The organism is Peribacillus frigoritolerans (assembly GCF_030676415.1).
GTDB lineage: Bacteria > Bacillota > Bacilli > Bacillales > DSM-1321 > Peribacillus > Peribacillus frigoritolerans_A.
Genome location: NZ_JAUUTW010000004.1, coordinates 162,958 through 186,653, shown reverse-complemented (window position 1 = coordinate 186,653; position 23,696 = coordinate 162,958). Strand labels below are relative to the sequence as shown.

At 43.5% G+C, this 23,696-nt stretch carries 19 protein-coding genes; 18 read left to right on the top strand and 1 reads right to left on the bottom strand.

All coding sequences use genetic code 11. The annotated features are described in order from the left end of the window. Positions 1–277: 277 nt before the first annotated feature. From ileS to pyrE, 13 genes are all read left to right on the top strand, one after another. Positions 278–3,046, top strand: coding sequence for an isoleucine--tRNA ligase (ileS, locus tag Q8G36_RS06165; RefSeq protein WP_305159343.1), 2,769 nt, complete (start codon positions 278–280; stop codon positions 3,044–3,046). A 207-nt stretch (positions 3,047–3,253) separates the two neighbouring features. Further along, entirely contained in the window at positions 3,254–3,724 is a 471-nt protein-coding gene (lspA, locus tag Q8G36_RS06160; protein ID WP_063231919.1) for a signal peptidase II, read from the top strand. Further along, positions 3,717–4,634, top strand: coding sequence for an RluA family pseudouridine synthase (locus tag Q8G36_RS06155; protein ID WP_305159344.1), 918 nt, complete (start codon positions 3,717–3,719; stop codon positions 4,632–4,634). The genes lspA and Q8G36_RS06155 overlap by 8 nt, the downstream gene beginning before the upstream one ends. Before the next feature lie 196 nt (positions 4,635–4,830). Then, positions 4,831–5,373: a bifunctional pyr operon transcriptional regulator/uracil phosphoribosyltransferase PyrR gene (pyrR, locus tag Q8G36_RS06150; protein WP_305159476.1), complete on the top strand. Its 543-nt coding sequence runs from the start codon at positions 4,831–4,833 to the stop codon at positions 5,371–5,373. 178 nt (positions 5,374–5,551) lie between these two features. Then, on the top strand, positions 5,552–6,841 hold the full coding sequence (locus Q8G36_RS06145; RefSeq protein ID WP_305159345.1) for a solute carrier family 23 protein: 1,290 nt from the start codon (positions 5,552–5,554) through the stop codon (positions 6,839–6,841). 198 nt (positions 6,842–7,039) lie between these two features. Continuing rightward, a complete protein-coding gene (locus Q8G36_RS06140; protein ID WP_305159346.1) occupies positions 7,040–7,975 on the top strand; it encodes an aspartate carbamoyltransferase catalytic subunit in 936 nt (311 codons plus the stop codon). Then, entirely contained in the window at positions 7,938–9,224 is a 1,287-nt protein-coding gene (locus Q8G36_RS06135) for a dihydroorotase (RefSeq protein ID WP_305159347.1), read from the top strand. The genes Q8G36_RS06140 and Q8G36_RS06135 overlap by 38 nt, the downstream gene beginning before the upstream one ends. Beyond that, positions 9,221–10,327: a carbamoyl phosphate synthase small subunit gene (locus Q8G36_RS06130; protein ID WP_305159348.1), complete on the top strand. Its 1,107-nt coding sequence runs from the start codon at positions 9,221–9,223 to the stop codon at positions 10,325–10,327. Before Q8G36_RS06135 ends, Q8G36_RS06130 begins: the two co-directional genes overlap by 4 nt. After that, positions 10,306–13,512, top strand: coding sequence for a carbamoyl-phosphate synthase large subunit (carB, locus tag Q8G36_RS06125; RefSeq protein WP_305159349.1), 3,207 nt, complete (start codon positions 10,306–10,308; stop codon positions 13,510–13,512). The genes Q8G36_RS06130 and carB overlap by 22 nt, the downstream gene beginning before the upstream one ends. Beyond that, the gene (locus tag Q8G36_RS06120; protein ID WP_305159350.1) at positions 13,509–14,288 is read left to right on the top strand and encodes a dihydroorotate dehydrogenase electron transfer subunit; all 780 of its coding nucleotides are present in this window, start codon (positions 13,509–13,511) and stop codon (positions 14,286–14,288) included. Before carB ends, Q8G36_RS06120 begins: the two co-directional genes overlap by 4 nt. Then, positions 14,285–15,226 carry a dihydroorotate dehydrogenase gene (locus Q8G36_RS06115; protein WP_305159351.1) on the top strand — a complete coding sequence of 314 codons (942 nt, stop codon included), beginning with the start codon at positions 14,285–14,287 and terminating at the stop codon, positions 15,224–15,226. The genes Q8G36_RS06120 and Q8G36_RS06115 overlap by 4 nt, the downstream gene beginning before the upstream one ends. Continuing rightward, entirely contained in the window at positions 15,198–15,914 is a 717-nt protein-coding gene (gene pyrF / locus Q8G36_RS06110) for an orotidine-5'-phosphate decarboxylase (RefSeq protein ID WP_305159352.1), read from the top strand. The genes Q8G36_RS06115 and pyrF overlap by 29 nt, the downstream gene beginning before the upstream one ends. Further along, positions 15,908–16,543, top strand: coding sequence for an orotate phosphoribosyltransferase (gene pyrE / locus Q8G36_RS06105; protein ID WP_305159353.1), 636 nt, complete (start codon positions 15,908–15,910; stop codon positions 16,541–16,543). Before pyrF ends, pyrE begins: the two co-directional genes overlap by 7 nt. A gap of 46 nt (positions 16,544–16,589) precedes the next feature. On the opposite strand, the gene Q8G36_RS06100 is transcribed toward pyrE, so the two are convergent. Next, positions 16,590–18,314 carry an Rqc2 family fibronectin-binding protein gene (locus Q8G36_RS06100; protein WP_305159354.1) on the bottom strand — a complete coding sequence of 575 codons (1,725 nt, stop codon included), beginning with the start codon at positions 18,312–18,314 and terminating at the stop codon, positions 16,590–16,592. Between the two features lie 424 nt (positions 18,315–18,738). Here Q8G36_RS06100 and Q8G36_RS06095 point away from each other — a divergent pair, with 424 nt between their 5' ends. From Q8G36_RS06095 to rpoZ, 5 genes are all read left to right on the top strand, one after another. After that, the gene (locus Q8G36_RS06095; protein ID WP_305159477.1) at positions 18,739–21,417 is read left to right on the top strand and encodes a calcium-translocating P-type ATPase, SERCA-type; all 2,679 of its coding nucleotides are present in this window, start codon (positions 18,739–18,741) and stop codon (positions 21,415–21,417) included. A gap of 155 nt (positions 21,418–21,572) precedes the next feature. Then, positions 21,573–22,448, top strand: a complete 876-nt coding sequence (locus Q8G36_RS06090; RefSeq protein ID WP_305159355.1) for a YicC/YloC family endoribonuclease — start codon at positions 21,573–21,575, stop codon at positions 22,446–22,448. Positions 22,449–22,501: 53 nt separating this feature from the next. Then, a complete protein-coding gene (remA, locus tag Q8G36_RS06085; protein WP_034313813.1) occupies positions 22,502–22,765 on the top strand; it encodes an extracellular matrix/biofilm regulator RemA in 264 nt (87 codons plus the stop codon). Between the two features lie 10 nt (positions 22,766–22,775). Next, positions 22,776–23,390 (top strand): guanylate kinase, encoded by a 615-nt coding sequence (gene gmk / locus Q8G36_RS06080; RefSeq protein WP_241591087.1) that lies wholly within the window; start codon positions 22,776–22,778, stop codon positions 23,388–23,390. Between the two features lie 3 nt (positions 23,391–23,393). After that, entirely contained in the window at positions 23,394–23,600 is a 207-nt protein-coding gene (gene rpoZ / locus Q8G36_RS06075; protein WP_064461813.1) for a DNA-directed RNA polymerase subunit omega, read from the top strand. Positions 23,601–23,696: the final 96 nt, after the last annotated feature.

The following is a 23,696-nucleotide window of genomic DNA, read 5'->3' as shown; positions in this document are numbered from 1 at the left end:
CGGGGATGGTGAAAGCCCGGAATAAGCGAAGATATTGAAAATCACCCTTGAGTTCTGAGTTGAACCTGCTTTTGCAGTAAGTAAATGAAGCGTTTCATTCACGTTACGAATGCTCGAGAGGTTGGATTCACTTTGTGAATCTTTCTAGCCAGGGTGGTACCGCGGGAAGCAAAGCTTTCTCGTCCCTTTTTTAGGGATGAGAGGGCTTTTTATTTTGGCCGGATATCAAGTCATCGGTTCGAATGAATTTTTTAAAAGACGGATGGAGGATTTTATGATGGAATACAAAGATACCTTATTGATGCCTAAAACTGAATTTCCAATGCGGGGGAATTTGCCGAAACGTGAACCGGAAATCCAAGAAAAATGGAAAGAAATGAACATCTATAAAAAAGTGCAAGAACAAACGGAAGGACGTCCTTTATTTATTTTGCATGATGGACCTCCATATGCCAACGGCGATATCCATATGGGCCATGCAATGAATAAGGTTTTAAAGGATTTCATTGTCCGATTTAAATCAATGAGCGGTTTTCAAGCACCGTATGTACCTGGCTGGGATACGCATGGGCTTCCAATCGAAACGGCATTGACGAAAAAAGGCGTGAAACGGAAAGAAATGAGCGTTGCCGAATTCAGAAAGCTTTGTGAAGAGTATGCTTATGGTCAGATTAACAATCAACGTGAGCAGTTTAAGAGAATAGGGGTCCGTGGTGATTGGGAAAATCCTTATATCACATTGAAGCCTGAATATGAAGCACAGCAAATCAAGGTGTTCGGTGAAATGGCAAAAAAAGGCTACATTTATAAAGGGAAAAAACCTGTTTACTGGTCCCCATCAAGTGAATCAGCGCTAGCCGAAGCTGAAATTGAATATCAAGACAAACGCTCTGCGTCGATCTATGTTGCTTTTGAAGTCACAGATGGAAAAGGTGTAATCGATGAAGGCGTCAAAATCATCATCTGGACGACAACTCCATGGACGATTCCGGCTAATCTTGGTATCTCACTGCATCCGCAATTAAATTATGTAGTAGTGGCTGTCGAAAATGAAAAATTCTTACTTGCTGAGGCACTGCTTGAATCGGTTACGGAAACTTTAGGCTGGGAAAACCCGTCTATCCTGAAAACAGTAAAAGGAAGCGAGTTGGACCGTGCTGTTGCCAAACATCCTCTTTATGACCGCGAATCTTTAGTGATGTTAGGTGAGCACGTAACGACTGAAGCTGGAACGGGTTGTGTTCATACTGCGCCTGGCCATGGTGAAGATGACTTTATCATTGGGCAAAAATATGGCTTGGACGTACTTTGTCCTGTAGATGAAAAAGGAGTCATGACGGAAGAGGCAGGGGAATTTGCCGGATTATTTTATGATCAAGCGAATAAACCGATTACCGAAAAATTAACTGAAGCAGGCGCGTTATTGAATTTGACGTTCATTACGCACTCTTATCCACATGACTGGCGTACGAAGAAGCCAACGATCTTCCGTGCAACAGCACAATGGTTCGCGTCAATCAAGGACTTCCGCAGTGAACTTCTTGAAGCGATTGAAGAAACCAAATGGGTACCGGCTTGGGGCGAAACACGCCTATTCAATATGGTCCGTGACCGCGGGGATTGGTGTATTTCCCGCCAACGTGCCTGGGGCGTGCCAATTCCAGTGTTCTATGCAGAAAATGGCGAGCCGATCATTACGGATGAAACCATCAACCATATTTCAAACCTATTCCGCGAACACGGTTCAAACATCTGGTTTGAGCGTGAAGCGAAAGAGCTTCTGCCTGAAGGCTATACACATGAAGGCAGCCCGAATGGTATCTTCACGAAAGAAACGGATATCATGGACGTATGGTTCGATTCCGGTTCTTCTCATCAAGCGGTACTTGAAGAAAGAGACGACTTGCAACGCCCTGCTGACCTTTATTTAGAAGGGTCCGATCAATATCGTGGCTGGTTTAACTCATCACTTTCAACAAGTGTTGCGGTTACAGGCAAAGCACCATATAAAGGTGTACTTAGCCACGGGTTCGCATTGGATGGCGAAGGCCGTAAAATGAGTAAGTCGATTGGGAACGTAGTACTGCCATCCAAGGTCATGAACCAACTTGGTGCAGATATCTTACGCCTTTGGGTAGCTTCGGTGGATTACCAATCGGATGTCAGGGTTTCCGATCCTATTTTAAAACAAGTTTCGGAAGTTTACCGTAAAATCCGTAATACATTCCGCTTCCTGTTAGGGAACTTGGATGGATTCAATCCAAAAACCGATAAAGTGGCAGTCCAGGAATTGCCTGAAGTCGATCGATACATGCTAGTGAAATTGAATAAACTGATCAAACAGTCGAAGCTAAGTTATGAAAATTATGAGTTTGCTACAATTTATAATATGGTCAATAATTTCTGTACACAGGATTTAAGTTCGTTCTACCTTGATTATGCAAAAGACATTCTTTATTGTGAAGCACCAAATGGTAAAGAGCGTTTGGCCATTCAAACGGTCCTTTACGAATCATTGGTCAGCTTAACGAAATTGGTGTCACCGATCCTCTCTCATACAGCTGATGAAGTATGGGCCTTCATTCCGGGTGTAACGGAAGAAAGTGTACAGTTGACATTGATGCCTGAAGAAATTTCCATTGATGATGCTGAAGTCATTGAAGAAAAATGGACGGCGTTCATGGATGTCCGTGATAATGTTCTGAAAGCATTAGAAGAAGCCCGTAACCAGAAGGTCATCGGAAAATCACTGAACGCTAAAGTGATGGTATATGTTAATGAAGAAACGAAGAATCTGCTTGATGGCATCAAGGAAAGCTTTGAACAGCTATTCATCGTATCCGAATTCGAAATCGCTGGCGATGTGGCAAGTGCTCCAGCAGAAGCGGTTAAACTTGAGGATATAGCGATCCTTGTTACAAAAGCAGAGGGTGAAACGTGTGAACGCTGCTGGAATGTTTCGAAGGAAGTAGGTCAAGTGGAAGAACATCCAACACTTTGCCCGCGTTGTGCTACAGTCGTGAAAGAGCATTACGTGAATCAATAATTCCTACAAAAAAAGCCGGTCCCTTTATGAAGGGCCGGCTTTTTTGTGGGAATGAAAGCTAAAACCTCAATAGGGAATTTTGCCTTTATTCAATCTTCCTATATTCTTCAGGTACAGTTAGCAGACTTCTGTTTTTCGGATTAGTCATTATTTCTAGTTTATGCTACAATTCAAAAGTGAAGATTTGATTAGTTTGGGGGAAAAAATGTGTTTTATTATTTGATTGCCCTTTTGGTCATAGCTCTCGATCAGCTGACAAAATGGATGATTGTGAAAAAAATGGAGTACGGAGAAAGCATTGAAATTATTGAAAACCTTCTATATATCACCTCGCATCGTAATCGTGGGGCAGCATGGGGAATTCTACAAGGTCAAATGTGGTTTTTCTACATCATCACCATCGCTGTCATTATTGGACTTGTCTATTATATTCAGAAAATGGCGAAGGAAAGCATTTTGCTTGGAGTTGCACTTGCTCTCATGCTAGGCGGTGCGATTGGTAATTTCATCGATCGTGTTGCTCGTCAGGAAGTAGTGGATTTCGTTCATACCTATATTTTCAGCTACAGTTTCCCGGTATTTAATGTTGCTGATGCTGCGCTTTCAATTGGTGTCGGACTGCTCGTGATTCATATGTTTTTAGAAGAAAAAAACGCTAAGGAGAAAGATAATGGATAAAAGGTTATACAGCATCGATGAAACACTAAAAGGAGTTAGGATTGATAAGGCTCTTTCCACTTTGAATGAGGAATGGTCACGTACTCAGGTCCAGCAATGGATTAAGGATGATCATGTTTTGGTAAATGGCACGGCGATAAAGACGAATTACAAAGCTATTCCTGGCGATACAATCGAAGTGACGATTCCTGATCTTGAGGAATTGGATGCGGTAGCAGAGGAAATGGATTTGGATATCTATTATGAAGATGCAGATGTACTCGTGGTTAATAAACCGAGCGGTATGGTCGTCCACCCGGCACCGGGACATGTATCTGGCACGCTTGTAAATGGATTGATGGCTCACTGCAAGGATCTTTCTGGAATTAACGGTGTCATGCGGCCTGGAATCGTCCACCGGATCGACAAAGATACATCAGGTCTATTGATGGTTGCCAAAAATGATATGGCACATGAAAAACTGGTACAGCAGCTTGTTGACAAAACGGTTACCCGTAAGTATCAAGCTGTAGTTCATGGTGTGATCCCTCATGACTTCGGAACGATCGATGCACCGATTGGCCGCGATAAAAAAGATCGCCAAAGCATGACTGTCACAGATTCGAATTCGAAAAATGCTGTCACGCATTTCCGTGTCATCGAACGCTTCAAAGCTTTCACTTTGGTGGAATGCCAGCTTGAAACAGGAAGGACACATCAAATCCGTGTTCACATGAAATACATTGGCTTCCCACTAGCGGGAGATCCGAAATATGGTCCGAAAAAGACCCTGAAATTAGATGGACAAGCGTTGCATGCCGGTCTTCTAGGTTTCATTCATCCACGTACAAATGAGTATATGGAATTCGAAGCTCCGATTCCGGAGGAGTTTGAAAATCTAATTGAACAATTGCGTAGAAGTAAGGATTGACAAATAAGTTTTTCTGATATATTATAATAACAACTTAATAAGAACCTTTAACACAGTTCAGAGAGACTGAGAAGGAAACGGATACGCAAAATGGGATAATTATGCCCATTGCGATAAAATCCTCATGCCTTCTTGGCATGAGGATTTTTTGTTGAAATTGACCTATCAGAAAAATGGAATCGGGGTGGCCGACGTGTTGAATGAGAAAGCCATAGTACTTGATGAGCAGGCCATTAGCAGAGCCTTGACGAGAATTGCCCATGAAATCATTGAGAAAAATAAGGGTATTGAGGATTGCGTCTTAATCGGGATACGTACTCGCGGGATTTTCCTCGCTGACCGACTTGCAAAGCGCATCAATCAAATAGAGGGCAAGGAAATAGAACTGGGCGAACTGGATATTACACTTTATCGCGATGACCTTTCGAAAAAGACCAATGATGGGGAACCCATCGTAAAAGGATCAGACATTCCGGTCAATATCACTAACAAGAAAGTGATTTTAGTGGATGATGTTCTTTTTACAGGCAGAACCGTTAGAGCGGCAATGGATGCTTTGGTCGATTTGGGAAGGCCTTCGCAAATCCAACTCGCCGTATTAGTGGATAGGGGACATAGGGAACTGCCGATTCGTGCGGATTTCGTCGGCAAAAACGTTCCGACTTCCCAATCTGAAAAAATTACAGTAACGTTAACAGAAGTTGATGAAGTAGATCAAGTTACTATATTAGAAAACTAAACAACATGAAAATTTCATATTACCCTTTTAAAGACAGTCCAGAGAGGCTGGCAAAGGGGAGTCAATCGGGAGAGCTGTGCCTATGCATAGGCATTCGCCTCCTGAGAAACCCTCTTTGTACATACTGCAAAGAGGGTTTTTGCAGTTTTGATGGAATTTTCATGAGGGGGATAAGGAAATGGAAGAAACAAAAAGGGACATCGTACTGGATGTCGAGGACGTGCCAAAGGTTGGCCAGTGGATTACGTTAAGCATCCAGCATTTGTTCGCCATGTTCGGTGCAACGGTGCTGGTGCCATTCTTGGTAGGGTTAAGCCCGGCGGTAGCACTGGTTTCAAGCGGATTGGGCACACTTTCATACTTATTGATAACCAAAGGTCAGATACCAGCTTATCTCGGTTCATCTTTCGCTTTCATTACGCCAATTATCGCGGCTAAGGCTTTAGGAGGTCCGGAAGCGGCCATGATCGGCTGTTTTGCAGCAGGATTCATATATGGTATAGTAGCTTTGATTATCCAAAAAGTCGGATTGCGCTGGTTAATGAATATACTTCCTCCGGTTGTAGTGGGTCCGGTGATTATCGTAATCGGATTAAGCCTTGCCGGAACGGCTGTGGACATGGCAATGTATGATCCACAAGATAAATACAGCGTCACATATATAGTTATAGCGCTGATCACTTTAGCGGTAACCATCATCTGCAACGTGTTCTTTAAGGGATTCATTAACTTGATCCCCATTTTAATGGGAATCATAGTGGGCTACGGCTGTTCGGCTGTTGCAGGAATAATAGATTATGAACCGATCAGGTCAGCACAATGGTGGGAAATGCCTGAATTCATGTTTCCATATGTAACCTATACACCGTCCTTCTCATGGGAGGTCATTGCCATCATGGTACCCGTCGCCATCGTAACTTTATCAGAACATATCGGACATCAGATGGTACTGAGCAAAGTAGTCGGCAGAAACTTTTTGGAAAAGCCAGGTTTACATCGCTCGATTTTAGGAGATGGGGCAGGAATCATGATTGGTTCCTTCATCGGCGGGCCGCCGCTGACTTCATATGGTGAAAATATTGGGGTCCTGACTATGACAAAGGCATACAGTGTGTATATCATCGGAGGGGCAGCATTGACTGCAATCATTTTTGGCTTTAACGGTAAGATTTCGGCAGTCATCAGCTCGATACCTACAGCTGTGATGGGCGGCATTTCCATCTTGCTCTTCGGTATCATCGCATCAAGTGGATTGAGGATGCTGATTGATAATAAGGTCGATTTTGACAAGAAAAGAAACCTGATGATAGCTTCAGTCATCCTGGTGTTAGGAATCGGAGGAGCGTTCGTACAACTATCGGAAACGGTATCCCTTTCGGGAATGGCACTATCAGCCATCGTCGGAATCCTTCTTAACTTGATTCTTCCGGACCGGGAAAAAATATCCGGGGATATATTTGAAAAATAAGATACTGCATCAAAACAATAAATTCACCTTTTAAAAGAAGTCCAGAGAGGCTTAAAAGGGTGTTGCTGTAAAGATGAATGAGAACGGGATAAAGTGTAAACCATTCCGTGTCCTCACAATCTTTATGACCTACACCCTGTCCTTAATGGCGGGGTGTTTTTTATGCCCCGCATCACAAATGTGAAAGGAGCAGGATCGATGAAAAAATTATTGACCATGAATGAATTGACTTTAACTGAAATTGAAAGAATTTTATATGAGGCAGAGTGTTTTGCCAACGGATCTCGCTGGAATCCAAAGCAGCAGACCACAGTTGCCAATCTCTTCTTTGAACCAAGCACACGTACAAAATCAAGCTTTGAAATGGCTGAAAGAAAATTGGGGCTTGAGGTCATTCCTTTTGATGCGGGTACATCATCCGTGTTAAAAGGGGAAACCTTATATGACACTGTTAAAACGTTAGAAGCAATAGGTGTAAATGCCTTGATCATCCGTCATGAACAGGATAATTATTTTGACGAATTGAATGAGAAGATCGGGATTCCAATAATTAATGCAGGGGATGGCTGCGGAAATCATCCAACCCAATCATTACTGGACTTATTGACGATAAAACAAGAATTTAAAAGTTTCAAGGGTCTGAAGATTGCGATAATCGGTGATGTGAGGCATAGTCGGGTTGCGAAATCGAATGCAGAAGCATTAACTCGTCTAGGAGCGAATGTCGTATTTTCTGGTCCGCCTGAATGGTTTGACAGAACAAACAGCTTAGGAAGGTATGAAGACATCGATCATGCGGTAGCTACATCGGATGTGGTCATGCTGCTCAGAATACAGCATGAAAGGCATATTGAGAAATACGATCAGGCAAATGGAGATTATCTGGAAAGTTTCGGCCTGACCAAAAAACGCGAAAAAAATATGAAACCGGATGCGATCATCATGCATCCTGCACCAATAAACCGCGGTGTGGAAATAGACAGTGATTTAGTCGAATGCGGCCGCTCAAGAATTTTTAAACAAATGGAGAATGGCGTGTTCATAAGAATGGCCGTACTAAAAAATGTGCTTGAACAATCCGAAGGGGGAAACATTCATGAAAACAGTAATCAAAAATGGAGTATTGCTAGATAATCAAAACTCATTCAAAAAAGCGGACATTGAAATAGATGGCAAGGTCATTACAAAAATCGGCGAGAATCTGGCGACGGAAAATTGTAAGGTAGTTGACGCTGAAGGGTTACTAATTACATCAGGATTCGTTGACCTGCATGTCCATTTACGCGAACCTGGCGGTGAACATAAAGAAACAATCGCAAGTGGAACGCTTGCAGCGGCAAGAGGCGGTTTCACTACGGTAGCGGCGATGCCTAATACAAGGCCAGTTCCTGATACAGTGGAGAATCTAGAAGCGCTTAACAGGAAAATTGAAGAAACGGCTCATGTCAGGGTACTCCCATATGCATCCATTACGATTAGGGAAGCAGGTAAGGAGTTGACCGACTTTTCTTCATTAAAACAAAAGGGTGCTTTCGCCTTTACGGACGATGGCGTAGGAATTCAAGAAGCCGGGATGATGCTGGAAGCGATGAAACGGGCAGCCGCTCAAGATATGGCCATAGTTGCTCATTGTGAAGACAATAGCTTAATCAATAAAGGCTCCGTCCATGAAGGAAGATTCTCAAAAGAACAGGGGATCAATGGAATTCCGTCCGTATGTGAAGCTGTACATATTGCCCGGGATATCCTCCTTGCGGAAGCAGCGGATTGCCATTATCACGTTTGCCATATATCCACGAAGGAATCGGTAAGGACGGTAAGGGATGCAAAACGTGCCGGTATCCGCGTCACAGCCGAAGTTACACCGCATCACTTATTATTGTGTGAAGATGATATACCGGGACTTGATACGAATTATAAAATGAACCCGCCATTAAGGGGCCGTGAAGATCGGGATGCGTTGATAGAAGGACTGCTTGACGGAACCATCGATTTTATAGCAACGGATCATGCCCCGCATGCGGCAGAGGAAAAAGCGCAGGGAATGCAGCTGGCTCCTTTCGGAATAGTAGGATTGGAAACGGCCTTCCCGCTGCTTTACACCGAATTGGTTAAAAAGGGCGTCATAACATTAAAGCAATTGATCGATTTCATGACCATCAAACCATCTGAAAGTTTCTCCCTTCCTTATGGAGAGTTAATGGAAGGTGCTACTGCGGATATCGTGCTCATCGATTTGGAAACGGAAAAAGAAATTAATGCTGAAGAGTTTGCTTCAAAAGGGAAAAATACACCTTTTAATGAAAAGAAATGTTATGGCTGGCCAGTCATGACGATTGCGGAAGGAAAAATAGCTTGGGAAAAAGGACGTGTTCAAGGATGAAAAGACAGCTAATTTTAGAAGACGGGACAGTATTCCTTGGGGAAGCATTCGGTGGGGACGTAGAAAAAATAGGTGAAGTCGTTTTTAACACAGGAATGACGGGCTACCAGGAGATTCTATCCGATCCATCCTATTGCGGTCAAATCGTTACACTTACGTATCCATTAATCGGGAATTACGGGATAAACCGGGATGACTTTGAATCCATCAATCCAGCGATATCAGGATTCGTCGTTAAGGAGACAGCAGAACTTCCTTCCAACTGGCGAAACCAATTATCACTTGATGAATATCTGAAAATGAAGAACATTCCTGGAATAAGCGGAATCGATACAAGAAAGCTGACAAGAATCATCAGGAAATCAGGTGCACTTAAAGGGGCGCTCTGCAATATCAATAAAGATGCAAAAGAAGTGGTTTCCCAATTGAAAGCAACGGTGATTCCTTCTAATCAAGTGAAACAGGTTTCAACAAAAGCACCTTATTCCAGCCCGGGCAGAGGCCCGCGGGTAGTTCTTGTAGACTATGGCATGAAGCATGGGATTTTACGTGAGTTGACGAAGCGCGGCTGTGATGTCGTGGTTGTACCTTATAACGTCACGGCCGAAGAAGTGATGCAATATCATCCTGATGGCGTGATGCTTTCAAACGGTCCTGGAGATCCGAAAAGTGTTCATGAGACCCTTGAAATGATCCGTACAATCCAAACGCAAGTGCCGTTATTCGGAATCTGTTTAGGACATCAATTATTCGCACTTGCAAACGGGGCGGATACGGAAAAATTAAAATTCGGCCATCGAGGTTCTAATCATCCGGTTAAGGACCTTCGTACCGGAAAGGTATCCATCACATCTCAAAATCATGGATATACAGTTGAAGAACTTTCCATTGAAAGTACAGATCTTATTGTGACACATACAGCATTGAATGACGATACGATTGAAGGTCTGCGCCATAAAAAGTTTCCGGCGTTCACCGTACAATATCACCCGGAAGCATCACCAGGACCTGAAGATGCCAACTACTTATTCAATGAATTCTTACAAATGATTGAAGCTGCAACCAACAAGGGGGAAAAAACATGCCAAAACGCACTGATATAAAAAGCATCCTAGTAATTGGTTCCGGTCCGATCGTCATCGGACAGGCCGCCGAGTTCGATTATGCAGGAACCCAAGCGTGTATAGCCTTAAAAGAAGAAGGTTATCGAGTGATCCTGATTAACTCTAACCCTGCTACAATCATGACAGACAGTGAAATGGCTGACGCGGTTTATATCGAACCGATCACATTGGAATTTGTCAGCAAAATCATTCGTAAAGAGCGCCCGGATGCACTGTTACCTACCTTGGGCGGACAGACTGGCTTGAACATGGCAGTCGAGCTTTCCGAAGCAGGAATCCTGGAAGAATGCAATGTGCAGATTCTTGGAACCAAACTTTCAGCTATCCAACAAGCGGAAGACCGTGACCTTTTCCGTACGCTAATGAACGATCTAGGGGAACCAGTACCTGACAGCGACATTATTCATAACTTGGAAGAGGCTTATACATTCGTTGAACGAGTCGGCTACCCGGTCATTGTTCGTCCAGCCTTCACGCTTGGCGGAACAGGTGGCGGGATATGTGATAACGAAGAGCAGCTGATCGAGATTGTTGAGGGTGGCCTGAAAAGCAGCCCGGTTCACCAATGTCTGCTTGAGAAGAGCATTGCCGGTTTCAAAGAAGTGGAATATGAAGTGATGCGTGATTCCAATGATAATGCGATAGTCGTTTGTAATATGGAAAACTTCGATCCTGTCGGTGTCCATACAGGCGATTCAATAGTTGCCGCACCAAGCCAAACATTAAGTGACAGAGAGTATCAAATGCTTCGAAATACGTCTTTGAAGATTATCCGTGCCTTGAAAATTGAAGGTGGATGTAATGTTCAGCTTGCTCTAGATCCAAACAGCTATCAATATTATGTCATTGAAGTGAACCCAAGGGTCAGCCGTTCGTCTGCACTTGCTTCAAAAGCAACAGGATATCCAATTGCTAAGCTTGCGGCTAAGATAGCCGTTGGTTTGACGCTTGATGAAATGATGAACCCGGTCACAGGCAAAACCTATGCCAGCTTTGAACCGGCCCTGGACTATGTCGTTACAAAAATTCCGCGCTGGCCATTCGATAAGTTCGAAAGCGCCAACCGCAGGCTCGGGACCCAAATGAAAGCGACCGGAGAAGTCATGGCAATCGGCCGTACATTCGAAGAATCCATCCTAAAAGCTGTTCGTTCCCTTGAAGCGGGTATATACCATCTTGAATTGAATGACGAGTTTGAGGATGAAAAAATAGAGAAACGGATCCGAAAAGCTGGAGATGAACGGTTATTCTATATCGGCGAAGCGTTAAGAAGGGGGAAGACGATCGAAACCATCCACGAATGGAGCCAGATCGATTTATTCTTCTTGCATAAGCTGAAAAAGATAATCGACTTTGAAAAGCAGCTTCAAGAACATTCCTTTGATCGCGAAGTATTGCAAAAGGCTAAAGAACTAGGGTTTTCTGACAATACGATCGCAGAAATATGGGGAGTTCCCGAAATTGACGTCTATGAGTACCGGAAACAGCAAGGAATCATCCCTGTTTACAAAATGGTCGATACATGTGCTGCCGAATTTGAATCGGAAACACCGTATTTTTATGGGACATATGAAGATGAGAATGAATCCATCGTCACTGACAAGAAAAGTGTCATTGTTCTGGGATCAGGCCCAATTCGGATCGGGCAAGGAGTGGAGTTTGATTATGCGACCGTACATTCGGTATGGGCGATCAAAGAAGCGGGATATGAAGCGATCATCATCAACAACAATCCCGAAACAGTTTCGACGGATTTCAGTATCTCCGACAAACTTTATTTCGAACCTTTGACTATTGAAGATGTCATGCATGTCATCGATTTGGAAAAACCGGAAGGGGTCATCGTCCAGTTTGGTGGACAGACAGCAATCAACCTTGCAGATGGTCTTGTTGAAAGAGGAGTGAAGATCCTTGGTACTTCACTTGAAGACCTGGATAGGGCGGAAAATCGAAATAAATTCGAAAGAGCACTTAAGGATTTAGGCATTCCGCAGCCAAAGGGTAAAACCGCAACATCGGTTGATGAAGCAATCGTCATCGCTGAAGATATTGGGTACCCGGTTTTAGTAAGGCCATCGTATGTTCTCGGAGGAAGAGCGATGGAAATCGTCTATAAACAAGAAGAATTGCTGCATTACATGAAAAATGCCGTGAAAATAAATCCGGATCACCCTGTCCTGATAGACCGCTACTTAACGGGTAAGGAAATCGAAGTCGATGGTATTTCCGATGGTGAAACGGTCGTTATCCCTGGAATCATGGAGCATATCGAACGCGCTGGCGTCCATTCAGGTGATTCGATTGCAGTCTATCCGCCTCAAAACTTAACGGAAAAACAAAAAGAAGTAATCATCGATTATACGACCCGATTGGCAAAAGGCTTGAATATAATTGGTCTCTTGAACATTCAATATGTCATCAGCAATGAAGAAGTGTATGTGATTGAAGTAAATCCACGTTCCAGCCGAACCGTTCCATTCTTAAGTAAAATTACGAATGTGCCGATGGCTAACTTAGCCACGAAGGTCATCTTGGGCCACACACTTGAAAGTCAAGGTTACAAATCGGGGTTAGTGCCAGAACAAACTGGGGTCTATGTGAAAGTGCCGGTCTTCTCTTTTGCAAAATTAAGAGGTGTGGACATTTCACTCGGACCTGAAATGAAATCGACCGGTGAAGTAATGGGGAAAGATAGCACTCTTGAAAAGGCTTTATATAAAGGGCTGGTCGCTTCCGGTTTCAAAATTAAGGGGCATGGTTCGGTGTTATTGACGATATCGGATAAAGATAAGCAAGAAGCGCTACTTTTAGCAAAACGTTTCCATAATATCGGTTTCAAGCTGATAGCCACCAGCGGAACTGCTGCCCTATTGGAGCAATCCGGCATCCCGACTGCGATTGTCGGTAAAATTGGCGAAGAAGGTACAAACCTGCTTGATGTTATCCGGAACGGGGAAGCACAATTTGTCATAAATACTTTGACAAAAGGTAAGCAGCCGGCCCGAGATGGTTTCAGAATCCGACGTGAATCGGTTGAAAATGGAGTCACTTGCTTAACATCACTTGATACGGCAGAAGCTATTTTAAGAGTGATAGAATCCATGACCTTCTCGGCAGAAGCAATGGGAAAAACGGAAAAAAGTCGTGAGGTGAGCTATATATGATCAAGAAGGAAAGAATGAAGGTGTTAAATCATAAGGAACTGGCCCCATCCATTTTTGAACTTACTCTGCAAGGTGAATTGGTTTCAGAGATGAATCAACCAGGTCAGTTTGTCCAAGTCAAGACAACAGAAGGCACTGAGCCATTGTTGAGACGCCCGATTTCAATTTCTTCTTACAACAACAGTGAAAAACAGTTCACGATGATATACAGGGCTGAAGGTAAAGGAACGACGCTGTTATCACAGCGTAAAGAGGCGGAAGCGGTCGATATCCTTGGACCCCTTGGCAACGGATTTCCCGTTCATGAGGCCAAAAAGGGCGAAACGGCATTATTGGTTGGTGGCGGGATTGGTGTCCCGCCCCTGTATCAATTATCACAGATGTTGGTTGCGAAAGGTGTTAGGGTAATCCATGTATTGGGCTTCCAGACCAAATCAGCCATCTTTTACGAAAAAGAATTCAGTGAATTAGGTGATACCTATATTGCCACAGTGGATGGTTCATATGGGACAAAAGGATTTGTTACGACTGTAATAGACAACCTGGAGCAAGAGTTTGCAACGATCTTTTCATGTGGGCCTACACCAATGTTAAAAGCCTTGGAAGCGGGCTATCGTGAGAAAAAGCTTTACCTGTCCCTCGAGGAAAGGATGGGATGCGGCATCGGTGCATGCTTTGCCTGCGTGTGTCATACAGGGGATGATCCAACTGGTTTCAGTTATAAAAAGGTATGCAGCGATGGACCCGTATTCCGGGCAGGAGAGGTGTTATTATGAGCAGGCTTTCAGTTGAATTACCAGGATTACACTTGAAAAACCCGGTCATGCCAGCATCTGGATGCTTTGGATTCGGCCGCGAATACAGTCAGTTTTTCGACTTGGATATTCTTGGGGCGATCATGATTAAAGCGACCACTCCTGAGCCGAGATTCGGTAACCCGACTCCGCGTGTTGCGGAAACCTCTTCAGGAATGCTGAACGCCATCGGTTTGCAAAATCCAGGTTTAGAAAAGGTCATCAGTGAAGAACTGGCCTGGCTAGGTGGGTATGATGTTCCCATCATCGCCAACGTTGCAGGTTCGCAAATAGCTGACTATGTAAAGGTTGCCAGGGAAATAAGCAAGGTGGGGAATGTAAAAGCACTTGAATTGAATATCTCTTGTCCGAATGTAAAAGAAGGAGGCATCGCTTTCGGTACGGTACCGGAAGTTGCCAAAGAGGTAACCAAGGCGGTCAAGGAAGTATCTTCCGTTCCTGTATATGTGAAGCTTTCACCGAATGTCAGTAATATTGTGGAAATGGCCAAAGCTGTAGAAGAAGGCGGGGCCGACGGGTTGACAATGATAAATACATTAGTCGGCATGCGATTGGATTTAAAGACTGGCAAACCGATCCTTTCGAACAGAACGGGTGGGTTATCTGGTCCTGCAATAAAACCTGTTGCGCTCCGGATGATTTATGAGGTAAGCCAGCAAGTGTCGATTCCAATAATCGGAATGGGCGGCATCGCTACAGCGGAAGACGTCATTGAATTTTTCTATGCGGGTGCCAGTGCTGTTGCGGTGGGAACCGCGAACTTCGTGGATCCCTTTGTATGCCCGACCATCATCGAAGAATTACCGAAATTGCTGGATGAGCTGGGTTTTGACCATATTTCAGAATGTACCGGAAGGAGCTGGAAGCAGAATGAAACAGTCACTAATTATCGCTCTTGATTTCCCTGACTTCATTCAAACAGAGAAATTCCTAAAACAGTTCCACTCGGAAAAACTGGCTGTAAAAGTGGGGATGGAATTATTTTATCAGAATGGACCATCAATAATCTCTTTCGTAAAAGAGCAAGGCCACGATGTGTTTTTGGACCTGAAGCTTCATGATATTCCGAATACGGTCAAAATGGCCATGACAGGATTGGCAACTTTAGGTGCTGACATGGTCAATGTACATGCGGCGGGTGGCCAAATGATGATGGAAGCAGCCATCGAAGGCCTTGATAAGGGAACGTCCGCTGGTAAAAAACGTCCATTATGCATTGGGGTTACCCAACTGACGAGCACGTCACAAGAACAAATGAATGTTGAGCAAAACATTGCCGGATCTCTGGAGGATTCGGTCCTCCATTATGCAAAACTTACTAAACAGGCAGGATTGGATGGCGTCGTCTGTTCCACCCATGAAGTAAAGAACATACATGAACGCATCAGTCATGAATTCTTAACGGTCACACCTGGAATCCGAAATGCAGGTGGAAAGACGCATGATCAAAAGAGAATTGCCACGCCTGAACAGGCTAGGGATTTTGGAGCGGATGCGATCGTTGTAGGGAGAGCCATAACGGGGGCGGAAGATCCATTAAGGGCTTATTTGGATATGAAAGCAGCTTGGGAGGGAATATCATGTTAAATAATAAGATAGCTGAACATCTATTGGAAATTAAAGCAGTGTACCTACAGCCGAATGACCCATTTACTTGGGCATCTGGAATTCAATCACCTATTTATTGTGACAACCGCTTAACCCTTTCGTACCCAGAGGTTCGCAATGAAATAGCGGAAGGATTGAAAGGATTGATTGAACAGCATTTCCCTGAGGCTGAACTGATAGCGGGCACAGCAACTGCCGGCATTCCGCATGCAGCTTGGGTGAGTGAAAAATTAAATGCACCGATGTGCTATGTTCGATCTAAAGCCAAGGAGCACGGAAAGGGCAATCAAATCGAAGGCCGCGCTGTTCCAGGACAAAAAGTGGTGGTTGTTGAAGACTTGATTTCAACCGGCGGAAGTGTGATTACTGCTGTTAACGCGCTGAAAGAAGCAGGCTGTGATGTTCTAGGAGTCGTTTCGATCTTTACTTATGAATTGGAAAAGGGAAAAGAAAAATTCGGCGCTGAGGGCATTATTAACCATTCGTTGAGTGACTACTCGACTTTAATAAAAGTCGCTAATGAAAAAGGGTACATCACAGCAGATGAATTGGAAAAGCTAAAAAAATGGCGGGAGAATCCGGCTGATACAGCTTGGATTTCAGCATGAAAATAGAGGTGGCCCAATCACGGAGATTGGGCCACCTCTATTTTTTTTACTCTTTTACCGCTTCCTTTAAGCGTATGACGGTATCGGCATCAGGTGTAATATATACGGTCTGCTGCTGCTCATAGATCACGAAACCAGGCTTAGAACCATTCGGTTTCTTAACATGGCGAACTTGTGTGAAGTCAACGGGAACTGAGCTCGATTGCTTTGCTTTACTGAAGAAAGCTGCCAATACTGCTGCCTCTTTTATCGTTTTTTCACTTGGCGATTCATTTCGAATCACAACATGTGAGCCAGGTATGTCTTTGGTATGAAGCCATATTTCATCACGGCGTGCAAACTTATTCGTTAGATAATCATTTTGTTTATTATTCTTCCCGACAAAAATGAGATCTCCATCTGTAGCATAATATGTTTCAAGCTGCGGTTTTGCATTTGCAGGCTTTTTCATGCCTTTTTTCTTTTTTTGCCGAATGTATCCTTCTTCCTGAAGTTCTTCGCGAATCTCCTCTATATCTCTGGGTGAAGCTGATTGGAGCTGCTGATGCAAGGCTTCAAAGTAGGCCAACTCCAATTTTGTTTTTTCGATTTGTTCTTGGACGACTCCGACTGCATTTTTGGACTTTTGGTATCTGGAGAAGTACTTTTGTGCATTATCTGATGGATTTTTTAATGGGTCAAGCGGGATGGTGACCATACTTTGTTCTTCATCATAATAATTGACGACTTCTATTTCCTTCATGCCTTTTTTCATTTGATATAGATTAGCTGTAAGCAGCTCACCGAACAACTGATACTGTTCTCCGCGTTCCGTATCTTTTAATGTACGTTCGAGCTTCCCGATTTTTTTTGAGTTCTTTTCGATTTCATTCGTAATGAAACGTTCTACATCCTGGCTCTTTTGCTTAACCCGATCTCTTTCTGCCTTTCCGAAGTAATAGCGGTCGAGCATCTCGCTCAATGAAGAAAATGTACGTTGATTTCCAGTCAGATGCTCCAGTGAAAGCATATAAAAAACTTCTTTATTTCCACCATCTTGTTTGATCGTCGCAGCATAGCTCTGTTCCGAGATGTCTTGGATAATCCTTAAAAAAGCTGATGGAAGGGTCGTGCTGTTGGCCAATCCAGCCCGGTAGACGGCTTCCTTTGCAACTAATGGTGAAACTCCTGAAAAATGGGCAACAAGCTGTCGATCCAGCTTTCCTGCATTGAAGTCAATATTTTTCCTTATGTCGTCCTCGGTAGCCTCGAAGGGATTATTCTTTTCTTGTGCGGGCGGAGCCTTATACTCCTGGCCAGGCAATATCGCCCGATAACTGTTAACGGCATGTGAAACATGCTTAATGCTGTCCAAAATCATATTCCGTTCTTTATCGACTAAAACAATGTTGCTGTGACGCCCCATGATTTCGATGATTAACTGCTTTTGAGAGACATCACCAAGCTCATTGCGGCCCTTCACTTCAAAAATGATCATCCTATCAAGTTCATATTGATAAATATCTTCTATCGTATAGCCTTCGAGATGCTTTCTAAGAAGCATGCAGAACATGGGTGCTTCTTTAGGATTTTCATAACTTTCCTCGGTCAATTGCACCCTTGAATAACTTGGGTGTGCTGATAATAAGAGCTTATGGTTCTTACCTCCAGCACGAACAACTAGTATTACTTCATTTTTATAAGGCTGATGGACCTTATTGATTCGTCCACCTTTTAATAAAGAAGCGATTTCTTCCGTCATCGCTTTCGTAAATAATCCATCAAATGACATTCTATTTTTACTTCCTTTACATAAAATTTTCTAAGATACTCATTTTGCTAGGTGTTATCAATGCATCAGGGCAGCCCATTATAGCTATATCACAGTTTTTTGGCGAACTGGGTGAAAAGCTGGAGTTGCAGTTCAGATATATTGAATGGATGCTATTTTTTTAGGTTCCTGAGATTAATTGCAAACTTTGACCATTCATCATGATTGGCGGTCGTTCATTCATTATATAATCCGAATCGTTCTTCTTTCCGCAATTCTGTTTAATTATAGCATTATTTTGGACGAGTCTGAATAATCATGGAAGAAGAGCAGGTTGTTTTATGTATCGGTAAGCAGGCAGGTGTTGGATGAGTAAAGCAAATAGCGCCTGTTGAGATGTATACAGGAGCTATTTCATTCTATTCAAAGGGATGTGTGATACTTGATGGAGTTCAGGGAAATGAATAATCAGGAAATGGAGAAAGCCCTTCAAACAAACGTTACACACGGTTTGGACGATGATGAAGTAAAGGACAGGCTGCGTAAGCATGGCTTTAACGAATTGAAGGAAGGCGAAAAACAGTCTGCCATTCTTTTATTTTTCGCCCAATTCAAAGATTTCATGGTCATAGTTTTACTTGCCGCGACCTTAGTCTCAGGGATATTGGGTGAATATATCGATGCGATTGCCATCATGGCGATTGTTTTTTTGAATGGATTACTTGGTTTTTTTCAAGAACGGAAGGCAGAAAAATCCCTGGATGCCCTAAAGGAAATGGCAGCGCCGCAAGTTAACGTTCTTCGGGATGGCCAATGGCTGAAAATCCCTTCGAGAGAAGTCGTTGTAGGGGACATCCTGAAGTTCTCGAGCGGTGACCGAATTGGTGCCGATTTACGGATCATCGACCATTCAAGCCTTGAAATAGAAGAGTCTGCACTTACAGGCGAGTCACTTCCCGCCGTTAAATGTTCTGATCCGTTGATGAATGAGGTCGAAGGTATCGGTGATCAGGAAAATATGGCTTTTATGGGAACGATGGTGACAAGAGGAAATGGAGTCGGAATTGTAACCGCTACAGGAATGAATACGGCAATGGGCAAGATTGCGGACCTCTTACAGACTGCAGAAACAAAAGAAACACCGCTTCAAAGGCGGTTGGAGCAGCTAGGCAAAATTTTGATCGTCACGGCTTTAATATTAACTGTAATCGTGGTCCTGACTGGCGTCATTCAAGGGCATGACCTCTATACGATGTTTTTGGCCGGAGTATCCTTGGCTGTTGCAGCGATTCCCGAAGGCTTGCCAGCCATTGTGACCGTAGCCTTGTCTTTAGGCGTTCAGCGTATGATCAAACAAAAAGCGATTGTCCGCAAGCTTCCAGCCGTAGAAACGCTTGGCTGCGCAACGGTGATTTGCTCAGATAAGACAGGTACACTGACACAAAACAAAATGACGGTGACGAAGGTTTGGAGCGGAGGGAAAACTTGGGATGTCGGCGGTACTGGTTATAATCCTGTCGGAGAGTTTTCTTTAGATGGAGTTTCAGTTGCACCGAAAAACCATAATGCCTTGCTTCAAATAATTACATTCGGCATGCTCTGTAACAAAGCTGAGTTAAAGGAGAATGGTAAACAATATATTTTAGACGGTGATCCGACAGAAGGGGCGATGTTGGTCGCGGCAATGAAAGCAGGGTTGACGAGGGGACACTTGTCTAAGAGGTTTACGATAGTCAAGGAGTTTCCATTTGACTCGAGCCGCAAAATGATGAGTGTCATAGTGAAGGATGATAAAGATAATCATTTTGTCATCGTAAAGGGAGCCCCCGACGTATTGATCGCCCAGTCCGACACGATTCTTTGGGAAGGAAAGTCGGAAATATTGAATCAGAAGAGTAAGGAAAGGGTGCAACAGGACATGAATGAGCTTGCCTCGCAGGCACTTCGAATGATTGCTGTTGGTTATAAACCTCTTTCAAAAGGAACGATTTTGCTTCATGAAACCGAAGCTGAGCGCAATTTGACCTTCATGGGACTGCAGGGGATGATCGATCCCCCGCGTCCGGAAGTGAAGCAGGCAGTTAAGGAATGCAGGGATGCCGGGATCAAAACTGTCATGATTACTGGCGACCATGTCATAACCGCAAAGGCAATAGCTAAGGAACTTGGTATTTTAAAAGGAAAAGACCGTGTACTTGAAGGACGGCAATTGGCGGAAATGGAAGTCGGGGAACTTGAGGAAGTTGTTGAAAGTGTTTCTGTATTTGCCCGCGTTTCCCCGGAACATAAGTTGAAAATCGTAAAAGCCTTGCAAAATAAGGGACATGTCGTTGCAATGACAGGGGATGGAGTCAATGATGCTCCTGCGATAAAATCCGCGGATATTGGTATATCCATGGGCATCACGGGGACTGATGTCGCTAAGGAAGCCTCTTCCTTGATATTGGTTGATGATAATTTTGCCACCATTAAATCTGCCATTAAAGAAGGCAGGAATATTTATGAAAACATCAGGAAGTTCATCCGTTACCTGCTAGCTTCCAATGTTGGGGAGATTTTGGTCATGTTTTTTGCGATGCTGTGTGCCTTGCCATTACCTTTGATACCAATCCAGATCTTATTCGTGAACCTTGTAACCGACGGACTGCCTGCGATGGCGTTAGGCCTGGATGCCGCAGAAGAAGATGTAATGAAAAGGAATCCAAGAAACGCTAATGAAGGTGTTTTTGGAAGAGGGCTTGGCTGGAAGATCATCTCACGCGGATTTCTGATCGGTATTTCTACATTGATAGCATTTTATGTAGTATATCGTGCAAATCCGGATAACCTTGCTTATGCACAAACGATTGCGTTCGCCACCTTGGTCCTGGCTCAGCTAATACATGTATTCGATTGCCGAAGCGAACGTTCGATTTTCTCGAGAAATCCATTCGGAAACCTTTATCTAGTGGGGGCGGTATTGTCCTCCCTATTATTGATGGTAGCCGTCATGTATGTGCAGCCTTTACAAACAATCTTTCATACGGTACCAATTTCGGGAAGGGATTGGCTATTAGTAATAGGAATGGCATCCATTCCAACTTTTTTACTGGCTGGAACCTTTTTAGCAAGAAAAGCACAATGATATATGATATAATCTTTAAGGTGGTAGAGTCTTGCTCTATTGCCTTTTTATTTTTGTAGTATTTTATTTGTGAGCTAAAGTTTTCGTGCTGTAGCTAATATATAATGATTGTTAAGGGCCAAATTACTACATTATGTTTGATAGGATGTGGAACCATGGTTACCAGTATGACGGGCTATGGAAGAGAAGAAGCGGAAAACGAACAGGTCAAGGTTTTTGCCGAAATTAAGACCGTGAACCATCGTTTTTGTGAATATACGATTCGAATGCCGCGCCAGCTTTTGGTTTTGGAAGAAAAGGTGAAGAAGAAGGCGAATCAATACATAAGAAGGGGACGGGTTGAAATCTTCATTACAGTGGAAGGTGAGAGCCTGGTTTCCAAAAAGGTGAAGATCGATTGGGATCTTGCTGATCAGTATGTGGGTTTGATGGATGAGGTCAAGGGAAAATACAATCTGGAAAGTTCCATTACATTACAGGATTTGCTGCAACTTGAATCGATTTTCATGACGGAAGAAGTACCAGCGGTTCCTGCAGATTTGGAATCCCTGGTATTGAAGGCGGTCACTGGGGCATTGGAAAATCTGAAAAAAATGCGGATTCTGGAAGGTCAGGAACTGGCCTTGGACATGAAACACCAGCTTAAAAAGTTTGGTGAGATTGTAACAGGGGTCAAAATTCATGCACCTTCAGTCGTCGAAAAATATAAAGCCCGGTTGGAAATCAAACTGGCCGAGTTGACTGAAGGATTGATCGAAGATAGCCGCATTATGACAGAAGCGGCCATTTTTGCTGATAAATGTGATATAAATGAAGAACTGACCAGACTCGATAGCCATTTACAGCAATTTTCAAGGACGCTTACCCATAGTGAACCAATTGGAAGGAAACTTGACTTCCTTGTCCAGGAAATGAATAGGGAAGTCAATACGATTGGATCAAAGGCAAATGATTCGGCCATTACCAAAGAAGTGGTGGAAATGAAAAGCCTGCTTGAAAAATTAAAGGAACAGGTTCAAAATATCGAGTAGTCGGTTTATGTTGAACCTAACAAGGTGACAATAGATATGAATGGGGGACTAAAATGTCAATTAAGCTCATTAATATTGGTTTTGGGAATATCGTTTCCGCAAACCGGATCGTGTCCATCGTGAGCCCTGAATCTGCTCCGATTAAAAGGATCATCCAAGACGCCCGAGACCGCGGATCCTTAATAGATGCTACATATGGTAGAAGGACTAGGGCCGTTATAATTACAGACAGCGACCATGTTATCTTATCTGCCGTTCAACCGGAAACGGTTGCCGCACGGCTTCAAGATAGAGATGACAGCGTAGAAGAGGGGTAACTGAAACAATATGAGAGAAAAAGGTTTATTAATCGTTTTGTCCGGTCCATCCGGTGTTGGTAAAGGAACTGTAAGGAAGGCGATTTTTTCTCAGCCAGGAACGGCATTCGAATATTCAATTTCGATGACGACACGGCTGCCTCGCCATGGGGAAGTGGACGGAGTGGACTATTTCTTCAAAAAACGCGAGGAATTCGAAGCACTGATCGAAGAGGGCAAATTGCTGGAATATGCTGAGTTCGTCGGTAATTATTATGGAACACCCGTGGATTATGTCCGTGAAACAATCGATTCCGGAAAAGATGTATTTCTGGAAATAGAAGTTCAAGGAGCTAAACAGGTCCGGGAGAAATTCCCTGAAGGACTTTTCATTTTCCTTGCTCCTCCGAGTTTGACCGAACTCGAAAGCCGCATCGTTACTCGCGGGACCGAGACGGAGGAAGCGATAAAAGGACGGATGAAAGTGGCGAAGGAAGAAATAGAACTTATGGATCTGTATGATTATGTTGTTGAAAATGATCATGTGGATGCTGCGTGTGCTAGAATTAATGCAATTGTAATTGCCGAGCATTGCCGTCGGGAAAGAGTTGCTGCTTTATATAAAAAAATGTTGGAGGCGGAATAAATTATGTTATATCCATCAATTGATTCTCTATTACTTAAAATCGATTCTAAATACTCACTTGTATCAGTGGCAGCTAAGCGTGCCAGGGAAATGCAAATTAAAGATAATTGCCTCATAGCGAAACCGGTTTCCCATAAATCAGTAGGTCGTGCCCTTGAAGAAATTCATTCCGGTAAATTGACTTACGATAATTCTTACGAGGAAAACTAAGAGAACACATAGCTTGACCTATCGGGCCTGACACCCTAAAGCAAACAGGAGCGTTACATTTGGAAAGTGCTTCCTTCCTGCGGCCAAGGTGTCAGG

Excerpts from the sequence above, each read along its gene's own strand:
- carB (WP_305159349.1), top strand. The coding sequence starts at position 10,306 with ATGCCAAAACGCACTGATATAAAAAGCATCCTAGTAATTGGTTCCGGT.
- Q8G36_RS06120 (WP_305159350.1), top strand. The coding sequence starts at position 13,509 with ATGATCAAGAAGGAAAGAATGAAGGTGTTAAATCATAAGGAACTGGCC.
- Q8G36_RS06090 (WP_305159355.1), top strand. The coding sequence starts at position 21,573 with ATGGTTACCAGTATGACGGGCTATGGAAGAGAAGAAGCGGAAAACGAA.
- ileS (WP_305159343.1), top strand. The coding sequence starts at position 278 with ATGGAATACAAAGATACCTTATTGATGCCTAAAACTGAATTTCCAATG.
- Q8G36_RS06095 (WP_305159477.1), top strand. The coding sequence starts at position 18,739 with ATGGAGTTCAGGGAAATGAATAATCAGGAAATGGAGAAAGCCCTTCAA.
- Q8G36_RS06115 (WP_305159351.1), top strand. The coding sequence starts at position 14,285 with ATGAGCAGGCTTTCAGTTGAATTACCAGGATTACACTTGAAAAACCCG.
- Q8G36_RS06155 (WP_305159344.1), top strand. The coding sequence starts at position 3,717 with ATGGATAAAAGGTTATACAGCATCGATGAAACACTAAAAGGAGTTAGG.
- Q8G36_RS06145 (WP_305159345.1), top strand. The coding sequence starts at position 5,552 with ATGGAAGAAACAAAAAGGGACATCGTACTGGATGTCGAGGACGTGCCA.
- remA (WP_034313813.1), top strand. The coding sequence starts at position 22,502 with ATGTCAATTAAGCTCATTAATATTGGTTTTGGGAATATCGTTTCCGCA.
- Q8G36_RS06100 (WP_305159354.1), bottom strand. The coding sequence starts at position 18,314 with ATGTCATTTGATGGATTATTTACGAAAGCGATGACGGAAGAAATCGCT.
- pyrF (WP_305159352.1), top strand. The coding sequence starts at position 15,198 with ATGAAACAGTCACTAATTATCGCTCTTGATTTCCCTGACTTCATTCAA.
- Q8G36_RS06140 (WP_305159346.1), top strand. The coding sequence starts at position 7,040 with ATGAAAAAATTATTGACCATGAATGAATTGACTTTAACTGAAATTGAA.
- Q8G36_RS06135 (WP_305159347.1), top strand. The coding sequence starts at position 7,938 with ATGAAAACAGTAATCAAAAATGGAGTATTGCTAGATAATCAAAACTCA.
- pyrE (WP_305159353.1), top strand. The coding sequence starts at position 15,908 with ATGTTAAATAATAAGATAGCTGAACATCTATTGGAAATTAAAGCAGTG.
- rpoZ (WP_064461813.1), top strand. The coding sequence starts at position 23,394 with ATGTTATATCCATCAATTGATTCTCTATTACTTAAAATCGATTCTAAA.
- gmk (WP_241591087.1), top strand. The coding sequence starts at position 22,776 with ATGAGAGAAAAAGGTTTATTAATCGTTTTGTCCGGTCCATCCGGTGTT.
- Q8G36_RS06130 (WP_305159348.1), top strand. The coding sequence starts at position 9,221 with ATGAAAAGACAGCTAATTTTAGAAGACGGGACAGTATTCCTTGGGGAA.